Raw genomic sequence first — 23,248 nt, 5'->3', positions numbered from 1 at the left:
AGAGGGCTAGCCCTCTTGTGAGGGCGAGCCGTTGTGGTGAGGGGGCTTGCCCCCGTTGGGTCGCGAAGCGGCCCTAAAACCTGCAACCGCGATGTATCAGGTACACCGGATGCAATGGTTTCACGGCTGCTTCGCAGCCGAACGGGGGCAAGCCCCCTCGCCACAATTTCGCTCCCCCTTATCGATTGATCAAAGATTTCCGGAGTACGCCATGGCTATCGCCGTTCCCGTGAACGCGGGCACCGACCCCACCTTGAAGCAGCGGCTAAAGCACGCCGAGCGAATCAACCGCTGGAAAGCACAAGCCTTGATCGCGCCGTTGGTGCTGTTTCTGTTGCTGGTGTTCCTGGTGCCGATCGTGGCGCTGCTCTACAAAAGCGTCGGTAACCCGGAAGTGGTCGGCGTGATGCCACGCACCGTGGCAGCCATCGCCAGTTGGGATGGCCGAGGCCTGCCGGCAGAGCCTGTGTACAAGGCCGCCAGTGAAGACCTCGCCGAAGCCCGCAAGAATCAGACCTTGGGTGATTTGTCCAAGCGCTTGAACATGGAGTTGGCCGGCTACCGCAGCCTGCTGACCAAAACCGCGCGCGCCTTGCCGTTCGCCACGGAGCCTGCTTCTTATAAAGAAGCGCTGGAAGGACTCGACGAACGCTGGGGCGATCCTGCCTATTGGCAGGTGGTGCGCCGCAACACCAGTGGTGTGACGCCTTATTACCTGCTGGCCGCCGTCGATCACCGTATCGACGACCTAGGCGAACTGGCCCGGGCCACTCCCGATCAGGCGATCTACCTCGACATCTTTGCCCGTACGTTCTGGATGGGCCTGATCATCACCATGATCTGCCTGGTGCTTGCTTATCCGCTGGCCTACCTGCTGGCGAACCTGCCCTCGCGCCAAAGCAACCTGCTGATGATTCTGGTGCTGTTGCCGTTCTGGACCTCGATTCTGGTGCGGGTCGCGGCGTGGATCGTGTTGCTGCAATCGGGCGGCTTGATCAACAGCGGCCTGATGGCCATGGGCGTCATCGATAAGCCGCTGGAGCTGGTGTTCAACCGCACCGGGGTCTACATCTCGATGGTGCATATCCTGCTGCCGTTCATGATTCTGCCGATCTACAGCGTGATGAAAGGTATCTCGCCGACTTACATGCGTGCGGCGATTTCCCTGGGCTGCCACCCGTTCGCCAGTTTCTGGCGGGTGTACTTCCCGCAGACCTATGCCGGTGTTGGCGCCGGTTGCCTGTTGGTGTTCATCCTCGCCATCGGCTACTACATCACCCCGGCGTTGCTGGGCAGCCCGAACGATCAGATGGTCAGTTACTTCGTCGCCTTCTACACCAACACCAGCATCAACTGGGGTATGGCGACCGCGCTCGGTGGACTGTTGCTGCTGGCGACCGTGGTGCTTTATCTGATTTACAGCTGGCTGGTGGGCGCCAGTCGCCTGCGCCTGAGCTAAGGGGAGAGTGAAATGCTGAGTCCTTATATGTCGCCCATCGAACGGGTGTGGTTCTACAGCTTGCGGATTCTCTGCGGCTTGATTTTGTTGTTCCTGATCTTGCCGGTGCTGGTGATCATTCCGCTGTCGTTCAACTCGGGGAGTTTTCTGGTCTACCCGCTGCAAGGCTTCTCGCTGCACTGGTATCAGGACTTCTTTGCCTCGGCGGAATGGATGCGTTCGTTGAAGAACAGCATGATCGTGGCTCCGGCAGCGACCGTGCTGGCGATGATCTTCGGTACGCTGGCGGCGATCGGCCTGACCCGTGGCGACTTCCCGGGCAAGGCGCTGGTGATGGCGCTGGTGATTTCGCCGATGGTGGTGCCGGTGGTGATCATTGGTGTGGCCAGTTACCTGACCTTCGCGCCACTGGGGTTCGGCAACAGCTATACCTCGTTGATCGTGGTGCACGCCGTGCTGGGCGTGCCGTTCGTGATCATCACGGTATCGGCGACCTTGCAGGGGTTCAACCAGAACCTGGTGCGGGCCGCGGCCAGCCTGGGAGCTTCGCCGCTGACGACGTTCCGCCGGGTGACCTTGCCGTTGATTGCGCCGGGGGTGATTTCCGGTGCGCTGTTTGCCTTCGCTACCTCGTTCGATGAAGTGGTGGTGACGCTGTTCCTCGCCGGTCCCGAACAAGCGACCTTGCCTCGACAGATGTTCAGCGGCATCCGCGAAAACCTCAGCCCGACAATCGCCGCTGCCGCGACGCTGCTGATCGCATTCTCGGTGATCCTGTTGCTGACCCTGGAATGGCTGCGTGGGCGCAGCGAAAAACTGCGTACCGCCCAAGCCTGACGCCAACTGTGATCGTTCCCGCGCGAGCGTGGGAACGATCGACAGAAGCACCTCGATCATTCACCAACTTAATAGCAGACAAACCCCAATCCCCAGCTACTATTGTGCCCAGCTCCCCTATCTATAAGAGGCTGCGCACATGAGTCTTTCCTCTTTCAAAATCGCTCACAAACTGATCACCGGCGCAGGTGCCATCGAGCAACTGGCGGCCGAGCTCACACGTCTGGACATCGACAACCCGCTGATCGTCACCGATGCCGCGCTGGTCAAGTCCGGCACGGTGGAGCTGGCGCTGGCGCAGCTGGGCGAGCGCAGTTATGAGATTTTCGACCGGGTGTTGCCGGACCCGGAAATCGCCATCGTCGAAGATTGCATGCGGGTTTACCGTGAGGGTGGGCATGACGGGCTGATCGGCCTCGGCGGCGGCAGTGCCATCGATATCGCCAAGAGTGTTGCCGCCTATGCCGGTTATCACGGTGCGCTGGAGGATTTGTTCGGCATCGATCAGGTGCCGCGCAAAGGCCCGCCGCTGATCGCCATCCCGACCACCGCTGGCACCGGTTCGGAAGTGACCAACGTGGCCATCCTCTCCGACAAGGTCGCGCAGCTGAAGATGGGCATCATCAGCGATTACCTGTTGCCGGACGTGGCGCTGGTCAGCCCGCAAATGACCCTGACCTGCCCGCGCAGTGTCACCGCCGCCAGTGGCGTCGATGCGCTGGTGCACGCCATCGAGTCCTACCTGTCGCTCAACGCCTCGCCCATCACCGATGCCTTGGCCATTGGCGCGATCAAACTGATTACCAAGGCGCTGCCCAAGGCTTACGCCAATCCCGCCCACCTGCAAGCCCGCGAAGACATGGCCACTGCCAGCCTGATGGCCGGCATGGCGTTCGGAAATGCCGGGGTCGGTGCGGTGCATGCGCTGGCGTATCCGCTGGGTGGGCGTTTCAACATTGCCCATGGTGTCAGCAATGCCTTGCTGCTGCCGTATGTCATGACCTGGAACAAGATGGCCTGTGTGGAACGCATGCAGGATATTGCCGAAGCCATGGGGGTGAAGACCGCTCATCTGAGCGCCAGTGAGGCGGCGGACAAAGCCGTGGAGGCGATGACCGAGCTGTGCGCCGCCGTGGAGATCCCGCGAGGTCTGCGCAGTTTCGGGGTACCCGAGGAGGCGATCCCGGCCATGGCCGTGGAAGCCGCCGGCACCGAACGCCTGATGCGCAACAATCCGCGCAAGTTGAGCGCCACCGATATCGAGAAGATTTACCGAGCGGCCTATTAGGACTTGCCCCAATCATCGCAGCACGGTGCGCGCGTCAAAGCATGAGGTATACAATGCGCGCCATCGTGATTCTGCTCAGAAAAGGTGCGTCATGCAGCCCTTCGTTATTGCTCCGTCGATTCTCTCCGCCGACTTCGCCCGCCTGGGCGAGGAAGTGGACAACGTCCTGGCCGCCGGCGCCGACTTCGTGCACTTCGATGTCATGGACAACCACTACGTGCCGAACCTGACCATCGGCCCGATGGTCTGCTCCGCGCTGCGCAAGTACGGCGTGACCGCGCCGATCGACGCGCACCTGATGGTTAGCCCGGTGGACCGCATCGTCGGTGACTTCATCGAAGCCGGTGCGACCTACATCACCTTCCACCCGGAAGCCACGCTGCACGTCGACCGTTCCCTGCAACTGATCCGCGAAGGCGGCTGCAAGGCGGGCCTGGTGTTCAACCCGGCGACCCCGCTGGACGTGCTCAAGTACGTGATGGACAAGGTCGACATGATCCTGCTGATGAGCGTCAACCCGGGCTTCGGCGGGCAGAAGTTCATTCCAGCCACCCTCGACAAGCTGCGTGAGGCTCGGGCGCTGATCGATGCTTCCGGGCGTGACATTCGCCTGGAAATCGACGGCGGGGTGAACGTGAACAACATTCGCGAAATCGCCGCTGCCGGTGCCGACACTTTCGTGGCCGGCTCGGCGATCTTCAATGCGCCGAACTACCAGGAAGTGATTGAAAAAATGCGCTCCGAACTGGCGCTGGCTCGCCCATGAGCGGTTTTGAGCAGCTGTTCCCGGGGCGTCTGCCGCGGCTGGTGATGTTCGATCTGGATGGCACGCTGGTCGATTCGGTCCCTGACCTCGCAGCGGCTGTGGATAACATGCTGCTCAAACTCGGGCGTGACCCGGTCGGCATCGAACCGGTGCGTGAGTGGGTCGGCAACGGCGCGCCGGTGCTGGTGCGCCGTGCACTGGCCGGCGGCATCGATCATTCGTCGGTCGATGACGGCGAAGCCGAAGGTGCACTGCAGATTTTCATGGAAGCCTACGGTGAGGGGCATGAGCTGACCGTGGTCTATCCCGGTGTGCGCGACACCCTGAAATGGCTGCACAAGCAGGGCGTGGCGATGGCGCTGATCACCAACAAGCCGGAGCGCTTCGTCGCGCCGTTGCTGGATCAGATGAAGATCGGCCGTTACTTCAAATGGATCATCGGTGGCGACACCCTGCCACAACAGAAACCTGATCCGGCTGCGCTGTTTTTTGTGATGAAAATGGCCAACATTCCGGCGTCGCAATCATTGTTCGTCGGCGACTCGCGTAGCGATGTGCTGGCGGCGAAAGCGGCGGGGGTCAAATGCGTGGGGCTCAGTTACGGCTATAACCATGGCCGGCCGATTGCCGAAGAGTCGCCGGCGCTGGTGATCGATGATCTGCGCAAACTAATTCCCGGTTGCCTGGATCCGGCCGCTGAGATAACGTTGCCCGACGCTGTTCAACCCCCTGCTGGAAACGCCATCGTGGTGGTCACTCGCAAACTCTGGATGAAAGTCATCAAGGCCCTGGCCCGCTGGCGTTGGCGCGCCTGACTTGTTCCTGGCCGGCTATCCGGCGCGTTTGCATACCTGACCGTTAGACCCTCAAGCCACGAGGCTACTCCATGATCCGCGAAGAATTCCTGCGTTTGGCCGCTGCCGGCTACAACCGCATCCCGCTTGCCTGCGAAACCCTGGCCGACTTCGACACGCCGCTGTCGATCTACCTGAAACTGGCCGACGAGCCGAACTCCTATCTGCTGGAGTCGGTGCAGGGCGGCGAGAAGTGGGGCCGCTACTCGATCATCGGCCTGCCGTGCCGCACCGTATTGCGGGTTCACGACCACCACGTCAGCGTGACCCACGATGGCGTCGAGATCGAAAGCCACGACGTTGAAGACCCACTGGCCTTCGTCGAAGCCTTCAAGGCGCGCTATAACGTGCCGACCATCGCCGGTCTGCCGCGTTTCAACGGCGGTCTGGTGGGTTACTTCGGTTACGACTGTGTGCGTTATGTGGAGAAGCGTCTGGGCAAATGCCCGAATCCGGATCCACTGGGCGTGCCGGACATTCTGCTGATGGTCTCCGATGCAGTGGTGGTGTTCGACAACCTCGCCGGCAAGATGCACGCGATTGTCCTGGCCGATCCGTCGCAGGAAGATGCTTTCGAACAAGGTCAGGCGCGCCTGCAAGCGCTGCTGGAACAACTCCGTCAGCCGATCACGCCACGCCGTGGCCTGGATTTCAGCAAGCAGCAATCGGCCGATCCGGTGTTCCGTTCGAGTTTCACCCAGGACGATTACGAGAAAGCCGTCGACACCATCAAGGAATACATCCTGGCCGGTGACTGCATGCAGGTCGTGCCGTCCCAGCGCATGTCGATCGACTTCAAGGCTGCGCCTATCGATCTGTACCGGGCGCTGCGTTGCTTCAACCCGACGCCGTATATGTACTTCTTCAACTTCGGCGACTTCCACGTCGTCGGCAGTTCGCCGGAAGTGCTGGTGCGGGTCGAAGACAACCTGATCACCGTGCGCCCGATTGCCGGCACTCGCCCACGCGGGGCCAACGAAGAGGCGGACCTGGCGCTGGAAAAAGACCTGCTGTCGGACGACAAGGAAATCGCCGAGCACTTGATGCTGATCGATCTGGGCCGCAACGATACTGGGCGCGTCTCGGAAATCGGTTCGGTGAAGCTCACCGAGAAGATGGTCATCGAGCGTTATTCCAACGTGATGCACATCGTGTCCAACGTCACCGGCCAATTGAAGGCCGGGCTGACAGCGATGGACGCACTACGGGCGATCCTGCCGGCCGGCACCTTGTCCGGCGCACCGAAGATTCGCGCGATGGAAATCATCGACGAACTGGAGCCGGTCAAGCGGGGTGTCTACGGCGGCGCAGTCGGTTACTTCGCCTGGAACGGCAACATGGACACCGCGATTGCGATTCGCACCGCCGTGATCAAGAACGGTGAACTGCATGTGCAGGCCGGTGGCGGCATCGTCGCCGACTCGGTACCGGCGCTGGAATGGGAAGAGACCCTGAACAAGCGTCGCGCGATGTTCCGCGCCGTGGCCCTGGCCGAACAAACCCCGGAAAACTGATCCACATAGAAAACGCGGCGCCTGCGAGGGCGCCGCGTTTTTTTATGCCTGTCATTCCCCTTTTAATCTTTTGATCTTGTGCTTCGGCCGCTCTCGACACCGCCAAAGAACTTCCAGCCTTTTGCCATCTGTCGCTAACCCTTCGATTGTTTCGCGAGCTGTCGCTCCGGCCATATTGCACGCTCTGCCCAGCTACGTTACTGTGCCCAGACGTATGAATGAGACCTTTCCCGTGTTGATCGTCAGCAAACTCCTGGATCAAGTCATCAAGGCACACGCCCGTTGGCGTTGGCGCGCCTGAATCTTTTCTGCCGGCCTGGCCGGACCTGTACCGCTTTGCCTTCTTTACCTGTACGAAATGCCGCTTTGCTGGCGCCACTCCAGCACCCGTCAAAGCGCAGCGCACTGCGGGTAAATCATTCGAAGGCCGTATTAAAAGTCAGTGAATTCAAGAGGTTCTTAACGCCATGTTGCTGATGATCGATAACTACGACTCTTTTACTTACAACGTTGTGCAATACCTCGGCGAGCTAGGCTCCGAGGTCAAAGTCGTGCGCAACGATGAACTCACCATTGCCGAAATCGAAGCCCTCAAGCCTGAGCGCATCGTCGTGTCTCCCGGTCCTTGCACCCCGACCGAAGCCGGTATTTCCATCGAAGCGATCAAATACTTCGCCGGCAAGCTGCCGATTCTCGGCGTTTGCCTGGGTCACCAATCCATCGGCCAGGCGTTTGGCGGCGATGTGGTCCGTGCCCGTCAGGTCATGCACGGAAAGACCAGCCCGGTATTTCACGAGGACAAGGGCGTATTCGAAGGTCTGAATCGCCCGTTGACGGTCACCCGCTACCATTCGCTGATCGTCAAGCGCGAAACCCTGCCCGATTGCCTGGAGCTGACTGCCTGGACCCAGCTCGAAGACGGCTCGGTGGATGAGATCATGGGCCTGCGTCACAAGACGCTGAACATCGAGGGTGTGCAATTCCACCCCGAGTCTATCCTCACCGAACAGGGGCACGAGCTGTTCGCCAACTTCCTCAAACAAACTGGCGGCACGCGCTAAGGACTTTCCATGGATATCAAGACAGCCCTGAGCCGTATCGTCGGCCACCTCGACCTCAGTACCGATGAAATGCGTGATGTCATGCGCGAAATCATGACTGGGCAATGCACGGATGCGCAGATCGGCGCGTTCATGATGGCCATGCGCATGAAGAGCGAAAGCATCGACGAGATCGTCGGCGCCGTGACGGCGATGCGCGAGTTGGCGGACAAGGTCGAACTCAACACCCTCGACGGCGTGGTCGATGTGGTCGGCACCGGCGGCGACGGGGCCAATATCTTCAACGTCTCGACTGCTTCCTCATTCGTGGTCGCAGCGGCTGGTTGCACCGTGGCCAAGCACGGTAACCGTGCAGTGTCGGGCAAAAGCGGCAGCGCCGATTTGCTGGAAGCAGCGGGTATCTACCTGAACCTGACCCCGGTTCAGGTTGCACGCTGCATCGACAACGTCGGTATCGGTTTCATGTTTGCCCAGACCCATCACAGCGCTATGAAGCACGCCGCCGGCCCGCGCCGCGAGCTGGGCTTGCGCACCTTGTTCAACATGCTCGGCCCGCTTACGAATCCGGCCGGCGTGAAACATCAGGTGGTGGGTGTATTCAGTCAGGCGTTGTGCCGACCATTGGCCGAAGTCTTGCAGCGCTTGGGCAGTAAACACGTGCTGGTGGTGCACTCCAAGGATGGCCTGGACGAGTTCAGCCTGGCGGCACCGACCTTTGTCGCGGAGTTGAAGAATGACCAGATCACCGAGTATTGGGTCGAGCCCGAAGACCTCGGCATGAAGAGCCAGAGCCTGCACGGTCTGTCGGTGGAAAGCCCGGCGGCTTCCCTGGAACTGATTCGCGATGCCTTGGGCAAGCGCAAGACCGAGAACGGTCAGAAAGCCGCCGAGATGATCGTGCTCAATGCCGGCGCCGCGCTGTACGCCGCCGACCATGCCAGCAGTTTGAAAGAAGGCGTTGCCCTGGCGCACGATGCGCTGCACACAGGCCTCGCTCGGGAAAAACTTGAGGAGTTGGGTGCATTTACCGCGGTATTCAAAGTGGAGAATGAGGGATGAGTGTACCGACGGTTCTGGAAAAAATTCTGGCCCGCAAAGTCCAGGAAGTCGCCGAGCGTAGCGCTCGTGTGAGCCTGGCAGAGCTGGAAAACCTGGCCAAGGCGGCCGATGCACCCCGTGGTTTCGCCAAGGCATTGATCGATCAGGCCAAGAAGAAACAGCCGGCGGTGATTGCTGAAATCAAGAAAGCTTCGCCAAGCAAGGGTGTGATTCGCGAGAACTTCGTGCCTGCGGACATTGCCAGGAGTTACGAGAAGGGCGGGGCTACTTGCCTGTCGGTGCTCACCGACATCGATTATTTCCAGGGTGCGGATGCGTATCTGCAACAAGCCCGGGCGGCGTGCAAACTGCCGGTGATCCGTAAAGACTTCATGATCGATCCGTACCAGATCATCGAGTCCCGCGCCCTGGGCGCTGATTGCGTGCTGTTGATCGTCTCCGCACTGGATGACGTGAAAATGGCCGAGCTGGCGGCCGTGGCCAAAAGTGTCGGTCTCGATGTGCTGGTGGAAGTCCACGATGGCGACGAGCTGGAGCGGGCCTTGAAAACCCTCGACACGCCGCTGGTGGGCGTGAACAACCGCAACCTGCACACCTTCGAGGTCAGCCTGGAAACCACCCTCGACCTGTTGCCGCGTATTCCGCGCAATCGTCTGGTGGTCACCGAGAGTGGCATTCTTAACCGCGCCGATGTCGAGCTGATGGAAATCAGCGACGTGTATGCGTTCCTGGTCGGCGAAGCGTTCATGCGCGCCGAAAGCCCGGGTACTGAACTGCAGCGCCTGTTCTTTCCTGAGCGCGGTGTTCCAGTGAGCGGCTCTACGCTCGACTGAACACATTTTCGCAGGCAACCCGATCCCCTGTGGGAGCGGGTTTGCCCGCGAAGAGGTCATCAAGCACCCCAAAGACTTCATGTCTTACGGAGTCATCCATGTCCCAGCCAACCTCTCTGACCATCGAAGCCGGCCTGCTCGCCGAACAGGACCTATTGGCCCATGTGTGCGCCGGTGATTCGGAGTTCGGCTTGCTGTTCTGGCAACCCACAGATCGGGCATTGGTCATGCCGCGCCGCTTGAATCGCTTGCCGGGTTTCGAGGCGGCGAGTGAGATATCAGCCGCTGCCGGTTGGCCGGTACTGCTGCGCGAAACTGGCGGCGAGCCGGTGCCGCAATCGGCATCGACCCTCAACATCGCGCTGGTCTACGCGCCACCGCGTAGCGAGGGTGACCAGAACCGGATCGAAACCGCCTATCGGCGACTCTGTGACCCGATTTGCCAGCTGCTTGACGAGATGGGCGGTGTGTCGTCCCTGGGCGAAATTGAGGGCGCGTTCTGCGACGGCCGTTTCAACGTCAACCTCGATGGTCGCAAGATGGTCGGTACCGCTCAGCGCTGGCGGCAGAGCAAGGGCGGTCAGCGTCCGGTCGGGCTGGTGCACGGGGCGATGCTGATCGATAACGAGCGAGAGTCAATGGTCGCGGCGGTCAATCGTTTCAACGAAGCCTGCGGTCTGGAGCAGCGGGTTCGCGCAGAAAGCCACATTGCCCTGCATGAAAAATTTGCCGCTCCTGATGCACTGGAACAGCTCGATGCGTTGTATCGCCAAATGCTGGCAGAAGTGCTCGGGGCTTAAGTGTTCCAGGCTTCCGTTTTCAGAGCCTAGCGCGTACCGAAGACCACCATGGTCTTGCCTTTGACGTCGACCAGGTTGCGTTCTTCCAGATCCTTGAGCACGCGTCCGACCATCTCACGGGAACAACCGACAATCCGGCCGATCTCCTGGCGGGTCACCTTGATCTGCATGCCATCCGGGTGGGTCATGGCGTCTGGCTGCTTGCACAGCTCCAGCAGGCAGCGCGCCACGCGGCCGGTTACGTCGAAGAACGCCAGGTCGCCGACCTTGCGAGTGGTATTGCGCAGGCGTTGTGCGATTTGTCCGCTGAGCACGTAAAGAATGTCTGGATCCTGTTGAGACAACTCGCGGAATTTCGCGTAGCTGATTTCCGCGACTTCGCACTCGACTTTGGCGCGCACCCAGGCACTGCGTTCCTGTTCCAGCCCGGCTTGCTCAAACAGACCCAATTCGCCGAAGAAGTCGCCGGAGTTGAGGTAGGCAATGATCATTTCACGGCCGTCGTCATCCTCGATCAGGATGGTCACCGAACCCTTGATGATGAAGAACAACGTGTCCGAGCGGTCGCCGGCACAAATGATGTTGCTCTTGGCGGCATAGCGACGGCGCTGGCAGTGCATTAACAGTTTGTCGAGGTTCTTGATTTTGGATATGGGGGTAATAGCAACCATGGTTGTATCCCGAAAAGACTGCACGGTGTGTTTGTTTTTTGTAGGGGGGCTGGTGAAGCCTGAGTTTTTTGTTCGCTACAAAGCTGGCTAAGCGCCAGTGAATTGGCGTCAGCTTAACAGACACATTCCTTCAAGATTCGAGAATTTACCTACGACGCATACGGTTATGTCCTAGGAAGGCGAAGCGCTGCCAATCAAGGGCCCTGTGCTAAGCTGGCGACCCTTTTTTATACAGTGGAGTCTTGGCGATGAAGGCACGCATCCAATGGGCAGGCGAAGCCATGTTCCTCGGTGAATCCGGCAGCGGTCATGTCGTGGTCATGGACGGTCCGCCCGATGCGGGCGGTCGTAACCTGGGTGTCCGGCCGATGGAAATGCTCCTGCTGGGTGTTGGCGGTTGCAGCAATTTCGATGTGGTCAGCATCCTCAAGAAGTCGCGTCAGGCCGTCGAAAGCTGCGAAGCCTTCCTCGAAGCCGAGCGTGCGACCGAAGATCCGAAGGTGTTTACCAAGATCCACATGCACTTCGTGGTCAAGGGCCGCGGGCTGAAAGAAGCCCAGGTCAAGCGCGCCATCGAGCTGTCGGCCGAGAAGTACTGCTCGGCCTCGATCATGCTCGGCGCGGCTGGCGTGGCGATTACCCACGACTACGAGATTATCGAGCTCGGTTGAATCGACATTCAACTATCATAAAAGCGGTGCAGACTCTGGTGATCCATAGCTGACGTCTGCATAATGCGCCACTTTTTTCAGGGCAGTGATCGGTCACCCGACAGGTCGCTTGCCTGAACAGACAACCAAAATCGCCATCGCGAAGAGGTGTTAACCGTCCTACGCAGGTGCGTCGTTCGCATCTGACGGGCATGCTTGATCACGCGGCCAGCCCGCAATACATAGAGAGTTTTTAACGGTGAAAAGCAAACTCAAGCTCCACGGGTTCAATAACCTGACAAAGACCTTGAGCTTCAACATCTATGACATCTGCTACGCGGAAACCCCGCAAGACCAGCAGGCTTACGTCGAGTACATCAATAAAGAGTACAACGCCAAGCGCCTGACGCAGATCCTCACAGAAGTTGTCGATATCATTGGTGCCAATATCCTGAACATTGCCAGTCAGGACTATGAACCCCAGGGCGCCAGCGTCACGATTCTGATCTCTGAAGAGCCGGTAACCCCCACCGACAGTCAGATTGAAGAGTCTCCGGGCCCGTTGCCCGAAATCATCCTGGCCCACCTCGACAAGAGCCACATCACGGTGCACACCTACCCGGAAATCCATCCGGTGGACGGTATCGCGACGTTCCGTGTGGACATCGACGTGTCGACCTGTGGCGTCATTTCACCGCTCAAGGCGCTCAACTTTCTGATTCACCAGTTCGATTCGGATATCGTGACTGTGGATTACCGCGTGCGCGGCTTCACCCGTGACGTTGAAGGCAAGAAGCACTTCATCGATCACGAGATCAATTCGATCCAGAACTACCTCTCCGAAGACACTCGCGACGCGTACCAGATGACCGACGTGAACGTGTATCAGGAAAACTTGTTCCACACCAAAATGCTGCTGAAGAACTTCGAACTGGATAACTACCTGTTCGGCGACGCCACCAGCAACCTGTCTTCTGAGCAGCGTGCCCAGGTGACTGAGCGTGTGAAACACGAAATGCTCGAAATCTTCTACGCGCGCAACATGCCGAGCTGAGATTTCCGAGTACAAAAAAAGGCGACTACCGCAAGGTAGTCGCCTTTTTTATTGCTGTTGTCCGCGAAGAGGCCCGACCAAACAACTCAATTATCAGATCCGATAGGTACTCTTGGTCATCACCTTGGCCAGCAGACTCATCCCGAACTTCACCGGTGCAGGAAAGCGGAACCCTCCAGCATCCAGCGCACTTTCGGCGTGATGTTCTTCATCAATGCGCATCTGCTCAAGGATCGCCCGGGATTTTTCGTCCTCGGCGGGCAGTTGTTCAAGGTGTTCGTTCAGGTGTTTGCAAACCTGATGCTCGGTGGCGGCAACGAAACCCAGGCTGACTTTGTCGCTGATCAACCCGGCCACCGCGCCAATCCCGAACGACATTCCGTAGAACAGCGGATTGAGAATGCTGGTGTGGCTGCCCAACTGGTGGATGCGCTGTTCGCACCAGACCAGATGATCGATTTCTTCTTCGGCGGCATGTTCCATGGCAGCGCGCACTTGCGGCAACTTGGCGGTCAGGGCTTGACCTTGATACAGCGCCTGGGCACAGACTTCGCCGGTATGGTTGATGCGCATCAAACCGGCGACGTGCCGGGTGTCCTCGTCGCTCATTTGCGCATCCGGCTGCACGATGGCAGGCGACGGACGGTAGGGCTGACCACTGAAGGGCAGCAAAGTACGCATCGCGGCATCGGCTTGCAGCAGAAGACGGTCAATTGGCGAGTAGTGACGTTGGGTAGTCATGCTGACCTCCGGGAAGAATCTCGGCGGCCAGTTTAACCCAATCGGCCGGGGAGGGTTTGCGCTGGGTCATCTGTGGTGAGGGAGCAAGCGCCCTCGCCACATAAACCGGTACTGCTTGCAATCAGCCCGGAGGCCAGTGCATCTGGCGCTGACCCAGCACGTGCATATGAATGTGATAAACGGTCTGCCCGCCCAATTCATTGCAGTTCATGACCACCCGGAAACCTTCTTCACAGCCCAGTTCCAGAGCCAGACGCTGCGCGGTGAACAGAATATGCCCGGCCAGAGCCTTATCGTCCTCGGTGAGGTCGTTAAGGGTGCGCACCGGTTTCTTCGGGACCACCAGGAAATGCACTGGGGCCTGTGGCGCGATGTCGTGGAAGGCCAGTACCTGGTCGTCCTCGTAAATGATCTTCGCCGGGATTTCCCGGTTGATGATCTTGGTGAACAGAGTATCCACAGCTGTTTTCTCCGTTGTTTGGCTGGCTTGAGTGTACGCATGGGCCCTGCCTGAGCCCAGTTTTTTACCTTGAAGGCTGGTCAGCGCGGGCAGTACGCCTTATTGACCATGCCCGCGATTGTCCGGGTCAGCCAGCGCGAGCCGAGCCGTGGCAGGAAGGCGAACCAGCGATTCAGGCGACCGGGGATGATAATGGCGCGATTTTTCTCCAGGGCGCGCACGGTATAGAGCGCGACTTCCTCTGGGCTCATCAGCAGTTTGCTCTCGCCCAGCTTGTCGGTGTTCAGTTGCGCGGTCCGAAAAAACGCCGTGCGGGTCGGGCCGGGGCAGAGCACTGACACCTTGACCGCGCATTTTTTCAGTTCGACGCGCAAGCCTTCGGAAAAATTCAGCACATAAGCCTTGCTGGCGTAATAAGTGCTCATCCAGGGGCCGGGATGGAACGCCGCAACCGAGGCGACGTTCAGAATCTGCCCGCCACCCTGCAAGGCCATGCTGTTACCGATGGCATGACACAAGCGAGTGAGGGCCAGGATGTTCACTTCGATCAGATCCTGCTCGGTCATCCAGTCCTGGGCCAGGAATGGGCCACAGGTACCGATGCCGGCGCAGTTGACCAGCAGATCGATTTGCCGCTCACCTTCCTCCAGCTCCAGCAGAAATCCGGACAGGCGCAACGGTTCTCCCAGGTCACAGGCACGAAACAACACTTCCACGCCGAAACGTTGAGTCAGTTCAATCGCAATACTTTCCAGCTGATCACGCTGTCGGGCCACCAGCAACAGGCTGCGGCCGCGCCGGGCGAGCGCTTCGGCCATCGCCAGGCCGATGCCGCTGGAAGCGCCAGTGATCAGAGCGTAACGGGTCATGCAGTTCTCCATCGCAACAGCTCCGCGCCAGCGACGCAGGTGTCACGGGCGGGGAGCGCTGTTCATTCTTTTGCAGAGTCTACAGGGGGCTGGGCCGCTTCGGCTGCATCGTCGGTTGAATCTGCTGCCGAGTCGACTTCGACGGGCGCAGCTTCGACTTCATCGGTGGTCACAGAGCTACTTTGATAGGCGCTATCAGTGGCGCTTTCATACTCATCCTGAATTGCCGTGAGACCTCCGGTCAGCCCGCCAACGAACATGATCGCAATAAACACCAGCCACAATGAAGCCAGTACCCTGACTGCGTTGCTGTTGGGCGGCGGCGGTGCGCCATATCGATTGGCAGTGTTGTTACCCGGCACGATCATTATCACGAACGGGAAAGCGCCCCCCACGAACGGCACAAGGTTCAACAGCCAGAGCCAGCCAGACCAGCCGATATCGTGCAGGCGCTGCACACTGAACTGAATGCTGATGAACGCGAGTATCACGATCAGAATAACGGCCAGCAGACCCGCGACAATCAGGCCGGCAGTCGAGTTGGTGCTGATGAGGCCGAAGCCGAAAATGGCCAACACCGAGCCAATGCCCAACGTCACCAGCGTCAGAGCCATTGTCCAGGCCAGAAAGCGCAGTCGGCCGATGCGGCCACTGAAACTGAATGCCTTGAGTGTGGCGAACTCCGGCAGCGCTTCGCCGACGGTGGCGCGCGGTGGAGCGTAGGGGGACTCAGGCTCTGCCGATGGCGATGGGTTGGTGTGAACGTCGGACAGGTTCAGCTCGATCGAGGGTTCGGCTTCGATTCGGGCATCGATGCCGGTTTTCGTCAGCGCCTGAAGATAAGTTTGCGCATCGGCATGTGACAGGTCGCGTTTGAGCGCAACCATCCGGCCACTGAACAGGCGTTCAATAGCTGCGACGTCGCTTTTGAACAGCTCGGCGAGATTGAGCTTGGCGGTGGTGGCATCAACACCGGGCAGCAAAGCACCATCGAAGACGATCTTGAAACGGTTTTCGCTCATGGCCGAGGCATCCTTGTCGCGAGAGTTGTAATGGAAAGTGTAACAAGGGGGAGTTTAAGGCCGGCCGGGTTGGGCAGGCCAAACTTTCCTGTCAGCGCGGCCAGCGCTTGGGCAGTGCTGCCGCCAGTTCCAGCGCCTTACGGTATTCGGTGCCGAGACGTTCGACCAGTTGATCGACACTCGGCAGATCCTCGATTTCCCCGACACCCTGGCCCGCAGACCACACGGTTTTCCAGGCTTTGGCTTCATCGTTCAAGGGTTTGAGCTTGGAGCCGAAGTCCACCTCGCCCTTGCTTTGCAGCGCCGCCATGTCGAACCCGGCGGCCTCCAGGCTCTGACGCATGAAGCTTGCCGGAACCCCAGACACCGCTGGAGTATGGACGATGTCCGCGGCTCTGGCAGTCAGGAGCATCTCCTTGTAGGCGTCAGGCGCATGACTTTCGGTGGTGCCGATAAATCGCGTACCGAAGTAGGCCAGATCCGCACCGAGCAATTGCGCAGCAAGAATCTCGTGGCCATGGTTCAGGCAGCCAGCCAGCAGCAGGGTCTTGTCGAAAAACTGGCGGATCTCGGCGATAAGCGAGAACGGGCTCCAGGTCCCGGCGTGACCACCGGCCCCCGCGGCAACGGCAATCAAACCGTCGACACCGGCTTCGGCGGCTTTTTCTGCGTGGCGACGGGTCGTCACGTCGTGAAACACCAGGCCACCGTAGCTGTGCACGGCATCGACCACTTCCTTCACGGCGCCGAGGCTGGTGATCACGATCGGTACTTTGTGTTCGATGCAGATCGCCAGGTCCGCCTGCAATCGCGGATTGCTGTGGTGAACGATCAGGTTCACCGCGTAAGGGGCAGGGTTTTCCAGTGTCGCCAACCCTGCTTCGATTTCTTCCAGCCAGGCCTTGAAACCGCTGCTTTCACGCTGATTCAGCGCAGGGAAACTGCCCACCACGCCATTACGGCAGCAGGCGAGCACCAGCTCGGGGTTGGAGATCAGGAACATCGGCGCCGCCACTACCGGCAGTCGCAAGCGTTGTTCGAGCAGAGCGGGCAGCGACATTGGTAGTACCCCGGGTGAGTGTGCCTGTTGGATTTAAAACGGCCGGACGACGACCAGAATTACGATAGCCAGCAATATCAGAACCGGCACTTCATTGAACCAGCGATAAAAGACATGGCTGCGGGTGTTTTCGCCACGGGCAAAACGTTTTACCTGTGCGCCGCACATGTGGTGGTAGCCGATCAGGATCACCACCAGGGTCAGCTTGGCGTGCATCCACGCGCCCTGGCCGAAATAGGCGCTCGGGTTGAGGCTGATCAGCCAGATACCGAAGACCAGGGTGGCGATCATCGCTGGCCCCATGATACCCCGGTACAGCTTGCGCTCCATGATGCTGAAGCGTTCCTTGCTGACGGTGTCTTCGCTTTGCGCGTGATAGACGAACAGGCGCGGCAGGTAAAACAGGCCGGCAAACCAGCAGACCATGCTGATGATGTGAAGCGCTTTGAGCCACAGATAAAGCATTTTTGGTTATTCCCAGGTTCACGGTAGTGAAGATAGTAGGGGGTAGAGCGCCCGCACGTCACCTTGACGGTTGTCGCAGGGCCGCGCGGCCCCTATTATCGACGGCTTTCCAGTGGGTTCGTTGAGGGTAGGTTTATGGTCAAGGTCGGTATCGTCGGCGGCACGGGTTACACCGGTGTCGAACTGCTGCGTCTGTTGGCACAGCATCCGCAGGCAGAAGTGGTGGTGATCACTTCCCGATCCGAGGCCGGCCTGGCCGTGGCCGACATGTACCCGAACCTGCGAGGCCATTACGACGGCCTGGCGTTCAGCGTTCCGGACATCAAGACCCTCGGGGCTTGCGATGTAGTGTTCTTCGCCACGCCGCACGGTGTCGCCCATGCCCTGGCGGGTGAATTGCTGGCTGCCGGCACCAAGGTTATCGACCTGTCGGCAGACTTCCGTTTGCAAGACGCCGATGAATGGGCCAAGTGGTACGGCCAGCCGCACGGTGCGCCGGAACTGCTGGATGAGGCGGTCTACGGCTTGCCGGAAGTCAATCGCGAGCAGATCAAGCAGGCACGCCTGATTGCTGTACCGGGTTGCTACCCGACCGCGACGCAATTGGGTTTCCTGCCATTGCTCGAAGCCGGTCTGGCCGATACCACACGCTTGATTGCGGACTGCAAATCCGGTGTCAGTGGTGCCGGTCGTGGCGCTTCCGTAGGTTCGCTGTACTCCGAGACGTCGGAAAGCATGAAGGCCTACGCCGTAAAAGGTCACCGTCACTTACCGGAAATCCGTCAGGGGCTGCGTCGTGCCGCGGGCAAGGACGTTGGCCTGACGTTCGTTCCGCACCTGACGCCAATGATTCGCGGCATTCACTCGACGCTCTACGCGACTGTCGTGGACCGCTCGGTGGATCTGCAGGCTCTGTTCGAAAAGCGTTATGCCAACGAACCGTTCGTCGACGTAATGCCAGCCGGCAGCCATCCGGAAACCCGCAGCGTGCGAGGTGCCAACGTTTGCCGTATCGCCGTGCATCGTCCGCAGGATGGTGATCTGGTGGTGGTGTTGTCGGTCATCGACAATCTGGTCAAAGGCGCGTCGGGTCAGGCTGTGCAGAACCTGAATATCCTCTTCGGTCTGGATGAGCGCCTGGGCCTTTCCCATGCGGGCATGCTGCCGTAAGGCTTTATCCCGCGCAGCAAAAAGGCCCGTTGAACGGGCCTTTTTGCATTCTGGTCTGACAATTGGGTTGATTGATATACCGTAACAATAGTTGACCGATTTTCTGGGAGAAGCGGATAATGCGCGTCATCACGCATTATGGCGGCGTAACGCCGGGAGATAGTCAGCATGAGCGTCGAATCCTTCACCCCCACGGCTTTGCAATTCACCCACGGTGCTGCGCACAAGGTGAAGAGCCTGGTCGATGAAGAGGGGAATGATCGCTTGAAGCTGCGCGTATTCGTTACGGGCGGCGGTTGTTCAGGGTTTCAGTACGGCTTCACCTTCGATGAAGAAGTGGCCGATGACGACACCATTGTCGAGCGCGAAGGCGTCAGCCTGGTGGTCGATCCGATGAGCTTCCAGTACCTGGCAGGTGCCGAGGTGGATTACCAGGAAGGTCTGGAAGGTTCGCGTTTCGTGATCAAAAACCCGAACGCCACCACCACGTGTGGCTGCGGCTCTTCGTTCTCGATCTGATCGCAACTCACCGCATCAACAAGCGCCGCAGGGTCTCAGGACTCTGCGGCGTTTTGCTGTCTGGAGTTAAGGTTCAGGCGGGGTAGATGGCGCCGAGAATTCGCAGGCCACGGGCGCCGGTGACGCTTGGGCGGTTGGTCGCGATACCTTCCAGGCAGCAATGAGCCAGCCAGGCAAAGGCCATGGCTTCAACCCAGTCCGGGTCTACACCATAAGCGGCAGTGCTGCTGACTTTCGCGTTCGGCAACAGGCTGGCCAACCGTTTCATCAACGTGGCGTTGTGTGCTCCGCCGCCGCAGACCAGCAGCTCCTGGGTATCCGATTGAGCGCTTTGCAATGACTCGACGATGGTCAGGGCGGTCAACTCAAGCAGTGTGGCCTGTACGTTTTCGGCTGCGAAGGTTGGCAGCTGTGACAGATGCTGCATCAGCCATGGCAGATTGAACACTTCGCGGCCAGTGCTCTTCGGGCCTTGAGTTACAAAGAACGGATCACTGAGCAGCTCATTCAACAGAGCCGGTTCAACCTTGCCGCTGGCGGCCCATTGGCCATCGCGATCGAAGTTGTCGCCGCGTTGCCGGTGAATCCAGGCATCCAGCAGGACGTTCCCCGGACCGCAGTCAAAACCCGCGACAGGCTTGCCGGGTTCGATCAGGCTGAGGTTACTGAACCCGCCGACGTTCAGCACCGCGCGGTTACCGGGCTGCTGTTCAAACAAGGCTTCGTGAAAGGCTGGAACCAATGGGGCGCCTTGTCCGCCAGCGGCTACGTCGCGGCTGCGGAAATCGCTGACCACGGTGATGCCAGTCAGCTCGGTGAGCAGCGCAGGGTTGCCGATCTGCACTGTGAACCCGCGTGCCGGTTCGTGGCGAATGGTCTGGCCGTGGCTGCCAATCGCGCGAATGTCGCCGGGCTTGAGGTTTTGTTGGTCGAGGAGGGTGTGAATGCCCTGTGAGGCCAGTTTCACCCAGTTTTGCTGGGCAATGGCGGAGCGGGCAATCTCGTCCGGACCGCTGGCGCACAAGCCAAGCAGCTCGGCGCGCAGGGATTCGGGCATGGGGATGTAATACGTGGCGATCAGCTTGATCGCCGGGGCTTGCTCGATCAGTGCAATGTCCAGGCCATCAAGGCTGGTCCCGGACATCACACCTATATAGAGCGCCATGGCTTAGCGTTTGCTCGAAGCCAACAGGGTGGCTTTCTCTTGGTCCATGCGCGCCATCAGCGGTTGGCTTTGCGCAAGGAAGCGTGAGCGTTCAGCTTTGGAGATCGGATCGGCCATCGCTACCTTCTGACCCAGCGGGTCGACGTGCACACCATTGACCTGGAACTCGTAGTGCAGGTGCGGGCCGGTGGAGAGGCCGGTGGTGCCGATGTAGCCGATCACCTGACCTTGCTTGACGCTGCCGCCAGTCTTGATGCCTTTGGCGAAGCCCTGCATGTGGCCGTACAGCGTACGGTAAGTACTGCCGTGCTGGATAATCACGGTATTGCCGTAACCGCCGCGGCGACCGGCCAACAATACCTGGCCGTCGCCGGCAGCCTTGATCGGTGTGCCGCGCGGTGCTGCGTAATCGACACCCTTGTGGGCGCGGATCTTGTTCAGGATCGGGTGCTTGCGGCCCATGGAGAATTTCGAGCTGATGCGGGCGAAGTCTACCGGAGTACGGATGAACGCCTTGCGCATGCTGTTGCCGTCAGCCGTGTAGTAGCTGCTGTTGCCTTGTTTGTTGGTGTAGCGCACAGCGGTGTAAGTCTTGCCACGGTTGGTGAAGCGCGCGGAAAGAATGGGACCGTTACCGACGGCTTTACCGTTGACGACTTTCTGTTCATAGATCACATCGAACTCGTCACCTTGGCGAATATCCTGGGCGAAGTCGACGTCATAGCCAAACACGCTGGCCATATCCATGGTCAGGCTATGGGACAAACCGGCACGGGCTGCGGATTGCGACAGCGAACTGTTGATCACGCCATGTACGTAGGCGGTGCGAACAGTGGGCTTGGCGGTAATGTGGTTGAATGTATAACCCTTATCGTTCTTGGTCAGGCTGATGCTTTCCGTGTCGCTGACTTTGCTGTGCAAATTGGTCAGTTGGCCGTTCGGGCCGAGTTCGAACTCGAGCTTCTGGCCATGTTTGAGCTGGCTGAACTGCTTGGCCTGCTTGTCACTGGCCAGCACTTCATGCACCGAAGTGGCCGGAAGGCCGACTTTCTCAAACAATGTCGAGAGGGTGTCGCCTTTGGCAACGATCACTTCCCTGTGGCCTGGCGCCTTCTTTTCTTCGACGACTGGCGCGGGGGCGGCCTGGGCGGCTTCCTGAGTGTTTTCGGCGCTGTTTTCGATCTGCGCGAAAGGGGAGGCTGCCGGCTCATTTGTGGCTTGGACGACGTCGGCGGCGTCTTGATCTTGTGTCAGTTGTTCTACAGGGCTTTCCAGTTCGAGACTCAGGGTCGTCTTTTTGGCTTCAACATCACTGGAAGGAAATACCAGAAGCGCCAGGCTCAGAAGGGCGGCGATACCGCTTGCTGCGAGCAGGTGGGTCTTCGGGTAAAGCGGTGGCGCTTTAGACGATTCTTTGGTCATAAGTAATTTTGACTTTGAAAAAATGAATTGGAAAAGATGAATGACATGATGAAGACGAAATAACTGTATAAAATATAACCAAATCATCTCTGAAGCAAGCCTGCGGACGCTCTGTCCGTGGATTGGCGTCCGTGCGCCGGGCAAAACTTTGTATTTGACGCCCGATCTTGTATGGTTGGTCCCCTTTGAATTCGAGTCTTGCAGGTCTGTTATGAAGTCGGTTGAAGAGCAGCTAGCGCTGATCAAGCGTGGTGCAGAAGAACTGTTGGTCGAGTCCGAGCTGATCGAAAAGCTCAAACGTGGCCAGCCGCTACGTATTAAGGCAGGCTTCGATCCGACCGCGCCGGATTTGCACCTGGGTCACACCGTGCTTATTAATAAGCTGCGCCAGTTCCAGGATCTGGGCCATCAGGTGATCTTCCTTATTGGTGACTTCACCGGGATGATCGGTGATCCGAGTGGCAAGAGCGCGACACGTCCACCGCTCACTCGTGAACAGGTTCTCGAGAATGCCGAGACCTACAAGACTCAGGTCTTCAAGATTCTTGATCCGGCCAAAACCGAAGTGGCGTTCAACTCCACCTGGATGGATCAGATGGGGCCGGCTGACTTCATACGTCTGACTTCGCAATACACCGTGGCACGCATGCTCGAGCGCGATGACTTCGACAAGCGCTACACGACCAATCAGCCAATCGCCATTCACGAATTCCTCTATCCGCTGGTTCAGGGTTACGACTCGGTCGCTTTGCGCGCGGACGTCGAGCTGGGCGGTACCGATCAGAAGTTCAATCTGCTGATGGGGCGTGAACTGCAGCGTGGTTATGGTCAGGAGGCTCAATGCATTCTGACTATGCCGTTGCTCGAAGGGCTGGATGGCGTGAAGAAGATGTCCAAGTCGTTGGGCAACTATGTCGGTATCCAGGAGGCGCCGGGTGTCATGTACGGCAAGCTGGTCTCTATTCCTGATGTGCTGATGTGGCGCTACTTCGAACTGCTCAGCTTCCGCTCCATGGAAGAGATCGATGCTTTGCGGGCTGACGTCGAGGCGGGTGCGAATCCGCGTGACATCAAGATTAAGTTGGCCGAAGAGATCGTTGCGCGTTTCCATGGTGAAGAGGCAGCGGCCAATGCTCACCGTGCGGCGGGCAACCGTATGAAAGACGGCGAGCTGCCGGATGATTTGCCAGAGATCGAATTGATCGCTACTGAAGATATGCCGATTGCTGCTGTCCTTAATAAGGCGGGCCTGGTGAAGAACTCTGCCGTGGCACGTGATCTTTTAGGTTCCGGTGGTGTGCGTATAGATGGTGAAGTTGTCGATCGCACCTTTATATACGCGCTGGGCGCGACCCACGTTTGCCAGGCTGGGAAGAAGGCATTTGCGCGTATTACGCTCAAATCCGAATAAAGCTGAAATCAGGGGTTGACGGCAGATTCTGGACGTCTATAATTCGCCCCACTTCCGGCGCAGTCGAAACGGAAAACTCCTTGGTAAACAACGAGTTA

General features: G+C 59.0%; 24 protein-coding genes. 15 read left to right on the top strand and 9 right to left on the bottom strand.

Annotated features, from left to right (window positions below):
• The first annotated feature begins 211 nt into the window (after nucleotides 1-211).
• From AF70_RS27415 to AF70_RS27370, 10 genes are all read left to right on the top strand, one after another.
• Nucleotides 212-1,459: an ABC transporter permease gene (locus tag AF70_RS27415; RefSeq protein WP_018928863.1), complete on the top strand. Its 1,248-nt coding sequence runs from the start codon at nucleotides 212-214 to the stop codon at nucleotides 1,457-1,459.
• Nucleotides 1,460-1,471: 12 nt separating this feature from the next.
• On the top strand, nucleotides 1,472-2,296 hold the full coding sequence (locus AF70_RS27410) for an ABC transporter permease (RefSeq protein WP_018928864.1): 825 nt from the start codon (nucleotides 1,472-1,474) through the stop codon (nucleotides 2,294-2,296).
• A gap of 139 nt (nucleotides 2,297-2,435) precedes the next feature.
• Nucleotides 2,436-3,584 carry an iron-containing alcohol dehydrogenase gene (locus tag AF70_RS27405; RefSeq protein WP_019580746.1) on the top strand — a complete coding sequence of 383 codons (1,149 nt, stop codon included), beginning with the start codon at nucleotides 2,436-2,438 and terminating at the stop codon, nucleotides 3,582-3,584.
• 91 nt (nucleotides 3,585-3,675) lie between these two features.
• Nucleotides 3,676-4,350 carry a ribulose-phosphate 3-epimerase gene (gene rpe / locus AF70_RS27400; RefSeq protein ID WP_007941649.1) on the top strand — a complete coding sequence of 225 codons (675 nt, stop codon included), beginning with the start codon at nucleotides 3,676-3,678 and terminating at the stop codon, nucleotides 4,348-4,350.
• Nucleotides 4,347-5,165, top strand: a complete 819-nt coding sequence (locus AF70_RS27395; RefSeq protein ID WP_028940282.1) for a phosphoglycolate phosphatase — start codon at nucleotides 4,347-4,349, stop codon at nucleotides 5,163-5,165. Before rpe ends, AF70_RS27395 begins: the two co-directional genes overlap by 4 nt.
• A 71-nt stretch (nucleotides 5,166-5,236) precedes the next feature.
• Nucleotides 5,237-6,718, top strand: a complete 1,482-nt coding sequence (gene trpE, locus AF70_RS27390; RefSeq protein WP_018928867.1) for an anthranilate synthase component I — start codon at nucleotides 5,237-5,239, stop codon at nucleotides 6,716-6,718.
• A 467-nt stretch (nucleotides 6,719-7,185) separates the two neighbouring features.
• Nucleotides 7,186-7,779 carry an aminodeoxychorismate/anthranilate synthase component II gene (locus tag AF70_RS27385; protein WP_018928869.1) on the top strand — a complete coding sequence of 198 codons (594 nt, stop codon included), beginning with the start codon at nucleotides 7,186-7,188 and terminating at the stop codon, nucleotides 7,777-7,779.
• A gap of 9 nt (nucleotides 7,780-7,788) precedes the next feature.
• The gene (gene trpD, locus AF70_RS27380; RefSeq protein ID WP_018928870.1) at nucleotides 7,789-8,838 is read left to right on the top strand and encodes an anthranilate phosphoribosyltransferase; all 1,050 of its coding nucleotides are present in this window, start codon (nucleotides 7,789-7,791) and stop codon (nucleotides 8,836-8,838) included.
• Nucleotides 8,835-9,671: an indole-3-glycerol phosphate synthase TrpC gene (gene trpC / locus AF70_RS27375; RefSeq protein WP_018928871.1), complete on the top strand. Its 837-nt coding sequence runs from the start codon at nucleotides 8,835-8,837 to the stop codon at nucleotides 9,669-9,671. The genes trpD and trpC overlap by 4 nt, the downstream gene beginning before the upstream one ends.
• 98 nt (nucleotides 9,672-9,769) lie before the next feature.
• Nucleotides 9,770-10,471, top strand: coding sequence for a lipoate--protein ligase family protein (locus AF70_RS27370; RefSeq protein WP_028940283.1), 702 nt, complete (start codon nucleotides 9,770-9,772; stop codon nucleotides 10,469-10,471).
• 26 nt (nucleotides 10,472-10,497) lie between these two features.
• Here AF70_RS27370 and crp read toward each other — a convergent pair whose 3' ends face one another.
• Nucleotides 10,498-11,142 (bottom strand): cAMP-activated global transcriptional regulator CRP, encoded by a 645-nt coding sequence (gene crp / locus AF70_RS27365; protein WP_018928873.1) that lies wholly within the window; start codon nucleotides 11,140-11,142, stop codon nucleotides 10,498-10,500.
• A 248-nt stretch (nucleotides 11,143-11,390) separates the two neighbouring features.
• Here crp and AF70_RS27360 point away from each other — a divergent pair, with 248 nt between their 5' ends.
• Both AF70_RS27360 and speD read left to right on the top strand, forming a co-directional pair.
• Complete coding sequence (locus tag AF70_RS27360; RefSeq protein WP_007941657.1) at nucleotides 11,391-11,813, top strand: OsmC family protein; 423 nt, start codon at nucleotides 11,391-11,393, stop codon at nucleotides 11,811-11,813.
• 238 nt (nucleotides 11,814-12,051) lie between these two features.
• A complete protein-coding gene (speD, locus tag AF70_RS27355) occupies nucleotides 12,052-12,846 on the top strand; it encodes an adenosylmethionine decarboxylase (protein WP_018928874.1) in 795 nt (264 codons plus the stop codon).
• A 93-nt stretch (nucleotides 12,847-12,939) separates the two neighbouring features.
• On the opposite strand, the gene coq7 is transcribed toward speD, so the two are convergent.
• The 6 genes from coq7 to hemJ all read right to left on the bottom strand — a co-directional run bounded on the left by coq7 (nucleotide 12,940) and on the right by hemJ (nucleotide 17,463).
• On the bottom strand, nucleotides 12,940-13,587 hold the full coding sequence (gene coq7 / locus AF70_RS27350) for a 2-polyprenyl-3-methyl-6-methoxy-1,4-benzoquinone monooxygenase (protein WP_019580750.1): 648 nt from the start codon (nucleotides 13,585-13,587) through the stop codon (nucleotides 12,940-12,942).
• 121 nt (nucleotides 13,588-13,708) lie between these two features.
• The gene (locus AF70_RS27345) at nucleotides 13,709-14,047 is read right to left on the bottom strand and encodes a histidine triad nucleotide-binding protein (RefSeq protein ID WP_007906873.1); all 339 of its coding nucleotides are present in this window, start codon (nucleotides 14,045-14,047) and stop codon (nucleotides 13,709-13,711) included.
• 80 nt (nucleotides 14,048-14,127) lie between these two features.
• The gene (locus AF70_RS27340; RefSeq protein WP_018928876.1) at nucleotides 14,128-14,916 is read right to left on the bottom strand and encodes an SDR family oxidoreductase; all 789 of its coding nucleotides are present in this window, start codon (nucleotides 14,914-14,916) and stop codon (nucleotides 14,128-14,130) included.
• 62 nt (nucleotides 14,917-14,978) lie between these two features.
• Complete coding sequence (locus tag AF70_RS27335; protein WP_028940284.1) at nucleotides 14,979-15,938, bottom strand: DUF805 domain-containing protein; 960 nt, start codon at nucleotides 15,936-15,938, stop codon at nucleotides 14,979-14,981.
• A gap of 91 nt (nucleotides 15,939-16,029) precedes the next feature.
• Nucleotides 16,030-16,998, bottom strand: a complete 969-nt coding sequence (locus AF70_RS27330) for a nitronate monooxygenase family protein (RefSeq protein ID WP_019650353.1) — start codon at nucleotides 16,996-16,998, stop codon at nucleotides 16,030-16,032.
• Between the two features lie 33 nt (nucleotides 16,999-17,031).
• A complete protein-coding gene (hemJ, locus tag AF70_RS27325; RefSeq protein ID WP_018928879.1) occupies nucleotides 17,032-17,463 on the bottom strand; it encodes a protoporphyrinogen oxidase HemJ in 432 nt (143 codons plus the stop codon).
• Nucleotides 17,464-17,598: 135 nt separating this feature from the next.
• On the opposite strand from hemJ, the gene argC reads away from it, so the two are divergent.
• Nucleotides 17,599-18,633 carry an N-acetyl-gamma-glutamyl-phosphate reductase gene (gene argC / locus AF70_RS27320; protein WP_019580754.1) on the top strand — a complete coding sequence of 345 codons (1,035 nt, stop codon included), beginning with the start codon at nucleotides 17,599-17,601 and terminating at the stop codon, nucleotides 18,631-18,633.
• Between the two features lie 168 nt (nucleotides 18,634-18,801).
• Entirely contained in the window at nucleotides 18,802-19,152 is a 351-nt protein-coding gene (erpA, locus tag AF70_RS27315; RefSeq protein WP_007906865.1) for an iron-sulfur cluster insertion protein ErpA, read from the top strand.
• Nucleotides 19,153-19,225: 73 nt separating this feature from the next.
• Here erpA and AF70_RS27310 read toward each other — a convergent pair whose 3' ends face one another.
• Together AF70_RS27310 and AF70_RS27305 are read right to left on the bottom strand one after the other, a co-directional pair.
• Entirely contained in the window at nucleotides 19,226-20,317 is a 1,092-nt protein-coding gene (locus AF70_RS27310; protein WP_028940285.1) for an anhydro-N-acetylmuramic acid kinase, read from the bottom strand.
• A 3-nt stretch (nucleotides 20,318-20,320) separates the two neighbouring features.
• Nucleotides 20,321-21,739 carry a peptidoglycan DD-metalloendopeptidase family protein gene (locus AF70_RS27305; protein WP_028940286.1) on the bottom strand — a complete coding sequence of 473 codons (1,419 nt, stop codon included), beginning with the start codon at nucleotides 21,737-21,739 and terminating at the stop codon, nucleotides 20,321-20,323.
• 211 nt (nucleotides 21,740-21,950) lie between these two features.
• Between AF70_RS27305 and tyrS the strand changes: the two genes are divergently transcribed.
• Nucleotides 21,951-23,150: a tyrosine--tRNA ligase gene (gene tyrS, locus AF70_RS27300; RefSeq protein ID WP_019580757.1), complete on the top strand. Its 1,200-nt coding sequence runs from the start codon at nucleotides 21,951-21,953 to the stop codon at nucleotides 23,148-23,150.
• The last annotated feature ends 98 nt before the right edge of the window (nucleotides 23,151-23,248 follow it).

This window comes from Pseudomonas sp. KD5 (assembly GCF_012932895.1).
Taxonomy (GTDB): Bacteria; Pseudomonadota; Gammaproteobacteria; order Pseudomonadales; family Pseudomonadaceae; genus Aquipseudomonas.
This window is presented reverse-complemented; position numbering and strand designations above follow the sequence as displayed.